General features: G+C 70.4%; 11 protein-coding genes. 4 read left to right on the top strand and 7 right to left on the bottom strand.

Going from position 1 to position 10,779, the window contains the following annotated elements; genetic code table 11:
* Positions 1–25: 25 nt before the first annotated feature.
* From MSA03_RS09290 to MSA03_RS09275, 4 genes are all read right to left on the bottom strand, one after another.
* A complete protein-coding gene (locus MSA03_RS09290) occupies positions 26–1,210 on the bottom strand; it encodes an MFS transporter (protein ID WP_170245479.1) in 1,185 nt (394 codons plus the stop codon).
* A 32-nt stretch (positions 1,211–1,242) separates the two neighbouring features.
* Positions 1,243–2,592, bottom strand: a complete 1,350-nt coding sequence (locus MSA03_RS09285) for a hypothetical protein (protein ID WP_147050665.1) — start codon at positions 2,590–2,592, stop codon at positions 1,243–1,245.
* The gene (locus tag MSA03_RS09280; protein ID WP_147050663.1) at positions 2,592–3,668 is read right to left on the bottom strand and encodes a substrate-binding periplasmic protein; all 1,077 of its coding nucleotides are present in this window, start codon (positions 3,666–3,668) and stop codon (positions 2,592–2,594) included. The genes MSA03_RS09285 and MSA03_RS09280 overlap by 1 nt, the downstream gene beginning before the upstream one ends.
* A 122-nt stretch (positions 3,669–3,790) precedes the next feature.
* The gene (locus MSA03_RS09275) at positions 3,791–5,197 is read right to left on the bottom strand and encodes a bifunctional o-acetylhomoserine/o-acetylserine sulfhydrylase (protein ID WP_261798695.1); all 1,407 of its coding nucleotides are present in this window, start codon (positions 5,195–5,197) and stop codon (positions 3,791–3,793) included.
* A 78-nt stretch (positions 5,198–5,275) separates the two neighbouring features.
* Between MSA03_RS09275 and MSA03_RS09270 the strand changes: the two genes are divergently transcribed.
* Positions 5,276–6,058, top strand: coding sequence for an SDR family oxidoreductase (locus MSA03_RS09270; protein ID WP_174799868.1), 783 nt, complete (start codon positions 5,276–5,278; stop codon positions 6,056–6,058).
* A 15-nt stretch (positions 6,059–6,073) separates the two neighbouring features.
* Here the strand turns inward: MSA03_RS09270 and MSA03_RS09265 are convergent, their stop codons facing one another.
* Entirely contained in the window at positions 6,074–7,513 is a 1,440-nt protein-coding gene (locus MSA03_RS09265; RefSeq protein WP_147050662.1) for an MFS transporter, read from the bottom strand.
* Positions 7,514–7,588: 75 nt separating this feature from the next.
* On the opposite strand from MSA03_RS09265, the gene MSA03_RS09260 reads away from it, so the two are divergent.
* From MSA03_RS09260 to MSA03_RS09250, 3 genes are read left to right on the top strand one after another with little or no spacing between them, the layout of a single operon-like run.
* A complete protein-coding gene (locus tag MSA03_RS09260) occupies positions 7,589–8,089 on the top strand; it encodes a phosphoribosyltransferase (protein ID WP_147050660.1) in 501 nt (166 codons plus the stop codon).
* Positions 8,089–8,799, top strand: coding sequence for a uracil-DNA glycosylase (locus MSA03_RS09255; protein WP_147050658.1), 711 nt, complete (start codon positions 8,089–8,091; stop codon positions 8,797–8,799). Before MSA03_RS09260 ends, MSA03_RS09255 begins: the two co-directional genes overlap by 1 nt.
* 9 nt (positions 8,800–8,808) lie before the next feature.
* Complete coding sequence (locus tag MSA03_RS09250) at positions 8,809–9,426, top strand: GNAT family N-acetyltransferase (RefSeq protein ID WP_028496140.1); 618 nt, start codon at positions 8,809–8,811, stop codon at positions 9,424–9,426.
* On the opposite strand, the gene MSA03_RS09245 is transcribed toward MSA03_RS09250, so the two are convergent.
* Both MSA03_RS09245 and MSA03_RS09240 read right to left on the bottom strand, forming a co-directional pair.
* Complete coding sequence (locus tag MSA03_RS09245) at positions 9,403–9,729, bottom strand: protealysin inhibitor emfourin (RefSeq protein ID WP_147050656.1); 327 nt, start codon at positions 9,727–9,729, stop codon at positions 9,403–9,405. The genes MSA03_RS09250 and MSA03_RS09245 overlap by 24 nt on opposite strands.
* A complete protein-coding gene (locus tag MSA03_RS09240) occupies positions 9,719–10,771 on the bottom strand; it encodes a M4 family metallopeptidase (RefSeq protein WP_028496138.1) in 1,053 nt (350 codons plus the stop codon). The genes MSA03_RS09245 and MSA03_RS09240 overlap by 11 nt, the downstream gene beginning before the upstream one ends.
* Positions 10,772–10,779 lie beyond the last annotated feature (8 nt).

Genomic DNA, 10,779 nt, shown 5'->3' with positions numbered 1-10,779 from the left:
CCGGGGGGGGGGGGAGAAGGCCGCCTCAGGTGCCGAGAACCCGCGGAGCGGTTTTCGCGGACGAATGGCGGCGCGCAGGAGCCGAGTGTTCCCGCATCCGGAGAAGTGGAATCGCCATGGCGGCGACCACAACCACCCCGGCCAGAGCCCATAGACCGAACGCTGCCGGACTTCCGGCGCTATCTGCGATGATGCCCAGTGCCGGCCGTGCGACGGCAATCCCGATGCCGGCCGCGCAGGAGACGATCGAGAGCACGGTCGCGCGTACCGCGGGCCGAGTGCGCTCAGCTAGTTCGAGCTCGAGCGTCGTCCATGCCGCAGCCCATCCGAGACTCAGGACGGGTAGCCAGAGCACCGGTCCGAATGCGGGCATGGCCCAGGTCGCCGCGCACGCCGCAACTGTGAGTCCACCGCCCAGGCCCACAACGCCTGGGCGGTGGGCCGGTGGAGCCCATCCGATCGCCACTGCGGCAGCGATCGCGACGGCGGCCACCAAGGCATACATCCACCCGGTCTCGGTAGGTGTCAGACCCAGATCCAGGGCGAGCGGCTGGAAGAGGATGCGGACACTCCAGGCGTGGAAGAGGAATAGCACGGCGACCACGATGGCCGCCCGGGTGCCTGGGGAGGCGACCGCCCCCCGGATGTCGTGGCGCACGCTGCGCAAAGTCGGCCGGGACACCTCGTGAGGAATGTCAGGCAGGCCGAGCGCGAGCAACCCGGCGACCACGGCCAGGACGGCGGTGAGCCAGAACGGCAACGCCGGATCAAGTTCGTAGAACCACCCCGCCGATATGAGCGACACCAGTGCCGCGAGCTGCGCTGCTCCTTTGATGAGGCCGAATCCCCGCGCCCCACCACGAGGCCCCAGCGTCTGGCTGATCTCGAACGCATAGGACGTCGCAGCCCCGGAATTGAGCGCCCAGAGTAACCCCCACAGTATCCACACGGCGAAGAGGTGCCAGGAGTCTTCGATCACGGCAATGCCCGCGAACGTCGCCGCACTCAGGCCGCTGATCAGCAGGTAGCAGTTCTTCCTCCCGACTCTGTCGGCCAGCATGCCCAGCGGGATCTCCGCCACGACGGAGACGAGCCGGAACACGCCGTCCGCGATCACTGCGGTCGTGAGGTCGAAGCCGAGCTCCAGCAGGAAGACGAGCCACAAAGGGAACCAGAACTGCACTTCGAGCAAGAACTGGGTGAGTGCCATCAGACCGACGGCGCGCCGACCTGGCCTCAACGTCATGACGAGCCGGACCGCCGCACCGCCAGAAAGAGAACCACAAGCAACGCGGAGACGACGACGGAACCGACGAGGATGGCGTCCGCGGGCTGAGATGCGAACCACTCCGTGAGTCCGCTGCTCGCCGACCCGTAGCCGGCCTGGTCCGGATCGGTCGCGACGGAACGGCCGAAATCCGTGACGGCCAACGCGGTTCCAAGAACCGAGGTGACACCGATGCCGAGGAGGATGACGTCGGTGACGGTTCCTGCTCGGGCTTGCCTTCCGGCAGCGAGCTCCTCGAGGCGTCGGTCGCAAATCGTGATCTTGAACCTCACGGGTTCCTCAACCAGGTCGGCATAGCTCCACACGTCGAGGATGCGGTCCATTTCAGCGCGTACGCGGCGCGTTACGTACTTGCGGAGGTCTTGAAGGTCGAGCATCACCAGCTCGGCCCGATGCGAGAGCCTGCGGAGGCGCTCGGTGAGATCCGTCTGCTCCCACGCCTTGAGGCCTTCGGTTGTTTCGGCCAGCACGCCGTTGAGGCGATCATCTACGAGATCCAGTGCAGCGTAGAAGTACTGCGCGTAGCGCATTGCGCGCCATGCCTCGGACGCGTCCGGCAGCAGCGCCGTGGCGACGCCAGCCCGATAGCCGCGGTGGACGTAATTGAGCCATCGAGAGACGTGCGCGGACCCTCCGGCGACAAGCTCGTCGACCGCCGTCTCGTCCCCGATGTCGGCGAGCCAATGCCGGGCGATCCGTTCGCTATCCGGGTCGTCGAAGTCGAGGACGAGGCTGCGTGAGACCCATCGAGGCGAGACATCCGCCCATTCTTCGGCCTGCCAATCCACGAACGCGGAAGTGGGGTCCAGGCGCCGGGCAACATTGAGAACGGGCTGCAGCTTGAGAGCGGCGACCGCGCTGACCACCAAGCCGCTGAGCGAAATCGCCTCGGCTTGCAGGTCATCGAGCCGCTCCCCGGAGTCCGTCGCAGCGTCGCCGAGCCAGTCGCTCACCTGGCCATCCAATTCGACCACGACCACGGAGTGGTCGTACAGCCAGAAGCGGATCTTTCGGACGCAGCCCCACAGCGAGGTCAAGTTGTTCGGCACCTCGAATGGAAGCTCGTCTGGGGTGAACTCGCCGCTGAGGACATGCAGAGTGCGCTGCAGTGCATCTGCCCGTAGGGACCCGTAGCGGGGTGACTCGCGCAGCTCGACGGCGTGGTCAAATCTGATGCCGCTGATGTCGCTCTCGCGCTCGACGCGCTTCCAGAACCGCGCGTATCCGGCCGGATCGCGCACCTCGGCCCCCGCGGACACGGCGAAGTCGATGGGCGTCGGCGCGACAGTGAGGAGACGGGTCATCATCCCTCCATTTCGATCAAGGCGAGATCCACAAGGCCGACCTTCCCTCGTCCCGGACCGCTAGTGATCTTGACCCGGGTGGGAAGCGCGGCAGAAGCCGTGACACCGAAGACCTCAGGCCATTCCAGAACGACCGCGCTGGAGCCGCGTGGGAGCACGGCCAGAGTCTCGCCCGCCTCGTTCTGGAGGACGACGGGCGAGCCGTCGAGGGCGTCCAGCCGCACCGTCTGGCCCGATTTCTCCGACGCGAGCGAGGAGGTCAGGGCGCGATACTCCGGCGTAAGTCGGACGTCAGCGAGCGCACGGTTGAAGTCTTCGATAAGCCGGCGTCCATCGGCATCGGCTGCGACGAACAGTCGCAGCGACTCCGTCGAACGGAGCCAGGACGCGTCGCCGTCGAGCGGCGCGAAACGAGCCGCATCCAGGTCGAGCTCCGGGCTGTTCAAGAGCGTCTCGCCCGCGACACGCCCCTCGGCGACGAGGTCCACCGCCCCCTCGGCCAGTGCACGGAAGGCGTCTGCGCTGGTGTCGAACTCGACGTACTGACCGACGGCATCGTCCAGGGCGGGCCAATAGTCGTAGCCGGCGATTCTCGCCACCCGCAGTTCGCCGAGGTCGGACGCCTCGTCGACATCCGGTGCGGACAGCGACGTGTCGCGGAACAGGACGTACTCGAAGTCGACAAGCGGATCGGACGCCAGCAGGGTGGCAGCACGCTCCCTACTGGCCACCAGCGGGAATGCTGCGAGCGCCTGGCCCTGGCGAGCGCGCGAGAGTGCGAGGTCCCAGGTCGTAAAATCGACGGACGCCTGGTATCCCTGTTGGGCCAGGACGAGTCGCACAAGCGCGGCGAGCGGCCCCCCGCCGGGGAGATCCTCGCCGACGTACGGCGCCCAGTCCGCAGTGCTGATCGTCACCGGACGGTCGGGCTTGGTCGGACTGAGTCGCATCCCGGCGATGACAACTGCGACCGTGGCGAGGACAGCCGCAACCACGAGAAGGTATCCGCCTCTGCGTGTCCACCAGGATGCGCGTCGGCGTTTGGGCATGCGGCCAATAATACGGATGCTGCGCACAGTCCCTGGACTGGAGACCGCGGCGACGCCCCGTTACCACTCCGGGTGTGCCGAGTGACCGCAGGCGACGGATGCCCCACCCCGGAGGGTGAGGCATCCGTCGTGTTCTGAGGAGGAACGGATCAGGCGCGGGCGGCCTCGGACACGCGGCGTGCGGCGCCGAGAGCCTGCTCGAGGTCGGCCTTGAGGTCGTCGATGTTCTCCAGGCCCACCGACAGGCGCACGAGGCCCGGCGTGACGCCGCTCGTGAGCTGCTGCTCGGGGGTCAGCTGGGAGTGCGTCGTCGAGGCGGGGTGGATGACGAGCGAGCGCACGTCACCGATGTTGGCGAGGTGGCTGAACAGCGTCAGCGAGTTCACGAACTCGCGGCCCGCCTCCACACCGCCCTTCAGCTCGAACGAGAGCACCGCGCCGACGCCCTTCGGCGCGTACGTGTTCGCTGCGGCGTACCAGGGCGAGGTCGGCAGGCCGGAGTAGTTGACCGACGCGATGTCGTCGTGGTTCTCCAGCCACTCCGCGATCTCCTGTGCGTTCTGGACGTGGCGCTCGATGCGCAGCGACAGCGTCTCGATGCCCTGGATGAGGTTCCAGGCGCTCTGCGGCGAGATCGCGGAGCCGAGGTCGCGCAGCAGCTGTACGCGGGCCTTGATGATGTACGCGAGGCCGTCGCCGACCGCGTCGGTGTAGACGGCGCCGTGGTAGGAGGGGTCCGGCGTCGTGAGGCCGGGGAAGCGCTCGGAGTTCTGCGACCAGGCGAACGTGCCGCCGTCGACGATGGCGCCGCCGATGGTCGTGCCGTGACCGCCGAGGAACTTCGTCACCGAGTGGACGACGATGTCGGCGCCGTGCTCGAACGGCCGGATGAGGTACGGGGTCGCGATCGTGTTGTCGACGATGAGGGGGACGCCGGACGCGTGCGCCACGTCGGCGACCGTGCGGATGTCCAGGACGTTGATCTGCGGGTTGCCGATCGTCTCCGCGAAGAACAGCTTCGTGTTGGGGCGGACGGCGGCGCGCCACGCCTCCGGGTCGTCCTGGTTCTCGACGAACGTCGTCTCGATCCCGAGCTTGGCGAGGGTGTACTTGAACAGGTTGTACGTGCCGCCGTAGATCGAGCTGGAGGAGACGATGTGGTCGCCCGCCTCGGCGATGTTCAGGACGGCGAAGGTCGACGCCGCCTGGCCGCTGGAGAGCACCAGGGCGCCGGTGCCGCCCTCGAGTGCGGCGAGACGCTGCTCCAGGACATCCTGGGTGGGGTTCTGGATGCGGGTGTAGATGTTGCCGAACTCGGCCAGGGCGAAGAGGTTCGCGGCGTGGTCGGCGTTGTCGAAGACGTACGACGTCGTCTGGTAGATGGGGGTGGCGCGGGCCTTCGTGACCGGATCCGGGGCGGCGCCGGAGTGGATCTGCTTGGTCTCGAAGCGCCAGTTCTCGGGTGCGGACATGCCGGACTCCTGCTGGTCGGTCGGGGCCGGCGACGGACGCCGCGGGCCACCACCGACAGTACGGTCGCGGCGGGGGCGCGACAACGCGCCGGAAATGTGACGTAACGCGGCGCGCGGAGGGCGCGGATGCCACGTCGCGGCCGGGTGGGTAGCGTGGAGGCCATGACGACACGACGCGCCGTGGTGACCGGTGCCAGCTCCGGGATCGGCGAAGCGACGGTGCGCGCCCTGCGCGCCGGCGGATGGGACGTGGTGGGCGTCGCCCGCCGCGCCGAACGGCTCGCCCGCCTCGACGAGGAGATCGGCTCGGTCTCCTTCGCCGCCGACCTCACGGTGTCCGCGGACGTCGACGCGCTCGCCGAGCACCTCGAGAAGGCCGGACCCGTCCACGCGCTCGTGCACATCGCCGGCGGCGCGCGCGGGACCGATCGCGTCGAGGACGGCGACCCCGACGACTGGCGCTGGATGTTCGAGGTGAACGTGCTGTCGGCGCAGCTCGTGACGGCGGCGCTGCTGCCGCTCCTGCGGCAGGCGTCCGTCGACGGCCACGCCGACACGCTGTATGTGACGTCCACGGCCGCGCAGACCGCGTATCCCGGCGGCGCGGGGTACAACGCCGCGAAGGCGGGGGAATCGATGCTCGTGCATGCGCTGCGCCTCGAGCTCAACGGCGAGCCGATCCGCGTCACGGAGATCGCTCCCGGCATGGTGCAGACCGAGGAGTTCACGCTCAACCGGCTCGGAGGCGACCGGGCCGGCGCGGAGCGCGTCTACGAGGGCGTCGCGGAGCCGCTGACGGCGGAGGACGTGGCGGACGTCATCGCGTACGCGCTCAACGCGCCCGGACACGTCAACCTCGACCTCGTCACGATGCGCCCCGTCGCGCAGTCGGCGCAGCACCTGCTCGCGCGCGGCCCGCTGCGGCCGCGTCTGAACCTCGACTGACGGCGGGCGACCCGGTCAGGCCGGCGGAGCGTCCGCGAAGGCCACCTTGGGCACGAAGACGAGGAGCAGCGCGGCGAGGAAGCCGCCCGCGGCGCAGATCGCCCACACCGTGAGGTAGCCGCCCAGTGACGCCGCGGTCTCGCTCGCGACCGCGCCCGCCCCGGCGGCCAGCACGACGCCGAAGACGGCGGAGGAGAATGTGCCGCCGATCGTCTTCGTCGTGTTGGTGAGGGCGGAGGCCACGCCGGTCTGGCCGCGGGGAGCGGCCGCCGCCGCGGCCGCGGGCATCGCGCCGACCAGGGCGCCGCAGCCGAGCCCCGCGATCGACAGGTTCAGCAGCACCTGCCACACCTCGACGTGGAACGGCAGGAACAGGGCGTAGCCGACGCCGACGAGGAGCGCCGCAGCGATCAGCACGACGCGGGGGCTCGCCCGGCGTGAGGTGACGGCGAAGATCACCGCCCCGACGATGAGGGAGACCAGGTACACGCCGATGATGTTCGACCGGTCGGTGGCATCCAGCCCCAGCCCGTACCCGAGCGACGGGTCGGTGCCGGCGTACGTGGAGAGCGGGCCCTGCGCGCCGAGCAGGCTGATCCCGACGAGGAACGCCGTCGCCTGCACCGGCCACATCTCGGGACGGCGGAGCACGCGGATGTCGACGGCGGGGTCGCTCTGACGCAGTTCGTAGCGCACGAACACCACGAACCCGGCGACGCCGGCGGCCAGCAGCAGCCAGACCCACACGGCACCGGGGCCGTTCAGCCGCAGGAAGGTCAGCGCGCTCGTGACCAGGAGCAGGGCGAGGGCCAGCAGGACGAAGCCGCCGGTGTCCAGGCGCCGGCCGGGCACCGGCTCGGACTCGGGGACCCAGCGCCAGATGACGACGGCGACGAGGGTGACGGCGACGGCGGGCACGAGGAGGGTGAGCGCGAGGTTCTCGCCGGTCGCGGCGAAGATGCGCCCGGCGGCGAGTGCCCCGATGATGGCGCCGGCTTGGAGGCCCACGACGAGGAGGCCGGCGGCGCGGCGGGTCAGGGAGACGCCGTGGTTCTGCGTGCGGCCGCGCTCGAAGATGAGCGCGATCTCCAGCGGCAGCCAGACGACGTAGAAGCCCTGCAGCGCCCACGCGATGAGGAACGTCCAGAACGACGTCGCGAATGCGAGCCACCACGTCGCCCCGGCCGTGAGGATCGCCGCGATCAGCAGGATCCGCTTGTGCCCGAACATGTCGCCGAGCTTCGCGAGCACCGGCACGACGAGGGCGGACAGGAGCAGCTGCGCCGCTTCGAACCAGTTGACGTCGGAGTCGTGGATGCCGAGCGTCAGGACGATGTCGCTGAACAGCGGCACGTAGTACCCCTGCAGGATGCCGGAGACGAGCTCCACGACGATGAACCAGCCGATGAGGCTCGCGGTGATCCCGAGCGTGGAGGTGCGGAGGGTCGTGGTCACGGCGCTCAGTCTAGGGGCGCGCCGGCGGCGCCTCGCGGCACCTCTAGGCTGGTGCGGAGCAAGAGGAGGCGCCGGGTGACGCACGAGCGGGAGACCCTGACCTGGGACGGGTTCGGAGACGCATCTCGGGAGCTGGCGCGGGCGATCGTCGCCGACGGCTTCGTGCCCGATGTCGTCGTCGCCATCGCGCGCGGGGGACTGCTGCCGGCCGGCGCCATCGCGTACGGATTGGGCGTGAAGAGCTGCGGAGCGCTGAACGTGGAGTTCTACACCGGCATCGGCACGGTCCTCGACGCGCCCGAGCTCCTGCCGCCCGACCTCGACCTCGGCTACCTGCCCGGCAAGCGGGTCCTCCTCGTCGACGACGTCGCCGACAGCGGCCGCACGCTCGCGCTCGCGGTCAAGCTGCTGGGCGACGTCGGCGCGGACGTGCGGTCGGTCTGCATCTACACGAAGCCGGGCTCCGTCGCGATGCCCGACTACTCGTGGCGCGAGACCGACCGGTGGATCGACTTCCCGTGGTCGGCCAAGGGGAGCGTCCTCCAGGAGGATGCGGGCACGGCGGCGACCGCCTGATGTCCGCGTCGCTCGACGAGCTGGCCGAAGCCGGGCTCCTCGACGCCGAGTGGGCCGCCGCCCTGGCCCCGGTGGCGGGCGACATCGCGGCGCTCGGCGCCCGGCTGCGCGCCGAGCTCGCCGCCGGGCGCGGCTACCTTCCCGCCGGGGACCGCGTCCTGCGTGCGTTCGCCCGCCCCCTGAGCGAGGTGAAGGTGCTCATCGTCGGTCAGGACCCGTACGCCACCCCGGGACACCCCATCGGGCTGTCGTTCGCCGTCGAGCGGAGCGTGCGGCCGCTGCCGCGGAGCCTGCAGAACATCTACCGCGAGCTGCACGAGGACATCGGCATCCCGCCGGCCGCGCACGGCGACCTGTCCGCGTGGAGCGACCAGGGCGTCATGCTGCTGAACCGGGTGCTCACCGTCGCCCCCGGCGCCCCAGCATCCCACCGCGGGTGGGGCTGGGAGGCGGTGACGGAGCACGCCATCCGGACCCTCGTCGCCCGTGCCCAGCCGCTCGTGGCGATCCTGTGGGGCAAGGATGCCGCAGGCCTGAAGCCGCTCCTCGGCTCGACCCCCGTCATCGAGTCGGCGCACCCCTCCCCGCTGTCCGCGCGGCGGGGATTCTTCGGCTCGCGGCCGTTCTCCCGGACCAACGAGCTGCTGCGGGAGCGCGGTGCCGACCCGGTCGACTGGCGCGTGCCCGACCCGGACGCCCTGCCCGCGTAGGCTGTCGGCATGCTGGAGGAGGAATACGACCGGGACCGGCGCCGGCTGCCCCGGCACCTGCGGCGCCAGCCCGAGCCCGAGCGGCCGTTCACGTACGAGATCCGTCCTGCCGTGCGCGGCGACGTCCCCGACATCCGGGAGATCTACAACTACTACGTCACCAACTCCGTCGTCACCTTCGACGAGAAACGGTGGACGCACGCCCAGTGGGCCGACAAGTTCGACCACCTGCAGAAGCTCGGCCTCCCGTTCCTCGTCGCCGTCTCGCCGTCGGGGCAGGTGCTCGGCTACGGCTACGTGTCGCCGTGGACCGGCAAGTCGGGCTACCGGTACACGGTGGAGAACTCCATCTACCTGGGTCAGGCGGCCACCGGCAAGGGGCTCGGGCGGGCGCTGCTGGAAGCCCTCATCGACGCGTGCCGGCAGCTCGGCATCCGCGAGATCGTGGCCGTCATCAGCGACCGCGGGGCGGAGGCCTCCGTCGCCCTGCACGAGCGGCTCGGCTTCGTCGAGGTCGGCCGCATGGGCAGGGTCGGGTTCAAATTCGGGCGCTGGCTCGGCACGATCTACATGCAGAAGCACCTGGAGCCGGTGAAGAAGCGCTCATTCCTGCGGCGCCGGGACTGACCGCGCCCGCTCGCGCACGGCGTCGACGAGCTCGCGCCACGGCCCGTCGAGGTCGTGCTCGGCGAGCTCGGCGTGACGCTCCTCGGATCCGCAGACGGCGGAGACCGACCAGGTGAACCGGTCCGCCCCTTCCGGCGCCGCCGCGTCCTCCCGGCAGTCGTCCCAGGGGCACCGGTGAACGAGGGCCACGAGGTCGGACTCCTCGCCGCCGACCGCGTGCCAGCGGCGGGACAGGCCCGCGAGCCCGCCCGTGCGCACGACGGTCACGGCGACGGCAGGTGCGTCTTCGGGTTCAGCGGCCATCCTCGATCACGCCGACGCCCGTCCATGCGTCCCGGACGGCGGCGGCCTCCTCCGAGTCCTCACCGTACTCCTCTGCCGCAGTCGCCCGGGTGGCCGCCGCGAACGCCGCGAAGTCCGAACGGGGGCTGAGGCGCCCGCCGGTGAGGGTCAGGTACCAGATGCGGCCGGCGCGTTCCCACGCGTGCCCGCCCAGCGCCATGGCCGCCAGATGGAACGCGCGATTGGGGATGCCGGAGTTGATGTGCACGCCGCCGTTGTCCTCCGTCGTCTCGACGTAGTCCGCCATGTGCCCCGGCTGCGGGTCGCGCCCCAGCACGTCGTCGTCGTAGGCGGTGCCGGGAGCGCTCATCGAGCGCAGCGCGGTGCCCTGGACGGCGTCGGTGAAGATGCCGGCGCCGATGAGCCACGACGCCTCATCGACGGACTGCCCCTGCAGGTGCTGCTCCGTCAGCGCGCCGAAGACGTCCGCGATCGACTCGTTGAGCGCGCCGGACTGGCCGGTGTACTCCAGTCCGCCGGCGTTCTCGATGACGCCATGGCTGAGTTCGTGCGCGATGACGGTCACGCTGCGCGTGAAGCCGGCGAAGACCTCGCCGTCGCCGTCGCCGAACACCATCCGCTCGCCGTTCCAGAATGCGTTGTCGTAGTCGACGCCGTAGTGCACGGTCGCAGCCATCGTGCCGCCCACGCCATCGATCGAGGCCCGCCGGAACGCATCCCAGTACATGTCGAAGGTCGCGCCCAGACCGTCGAACGCCTCATCCGCGGCGCGGTCGCCGGTGGCCGGATCGTCCTCGCCGCGCACCCGCACCCCCGGCAGCGTCGTCCGGTTCTGCGCGTCCGAGATCACCCGGTCGGGGGCCGGCGAGACCTCCACGACGAGCGCGTCGCCGTCGACGGACAGGTCGAGGCGGCCGCGCACCGGCCGGTACTCGCGGGCGACGGCCAGCGTGGCGCGGGCGGCTTCGGCGGCATGGGCCAGATGCGGTTCCTGCGTCGCGGCGAGCCGGGCCAGCAGGTACGGGGGGACGATCGCGTGCATGTGCGACA

The sequence above is a fragment of the Microbacterium saccharophilum genome, assembly GCF_007992455.1.
In the GTDB taxonomy this organism is placed as follows: domain Bacteria; phylum Actinomycetota; class Actinomycetes; order Actinomycetales; family Microbacteriaceae; genus Microbacterium; species Microbacterium saccharophilum.
Note: the sequence above shows the minus strand (reverse complement) of the source record. Positions and strands in the feature narration are given on the sequence as shown.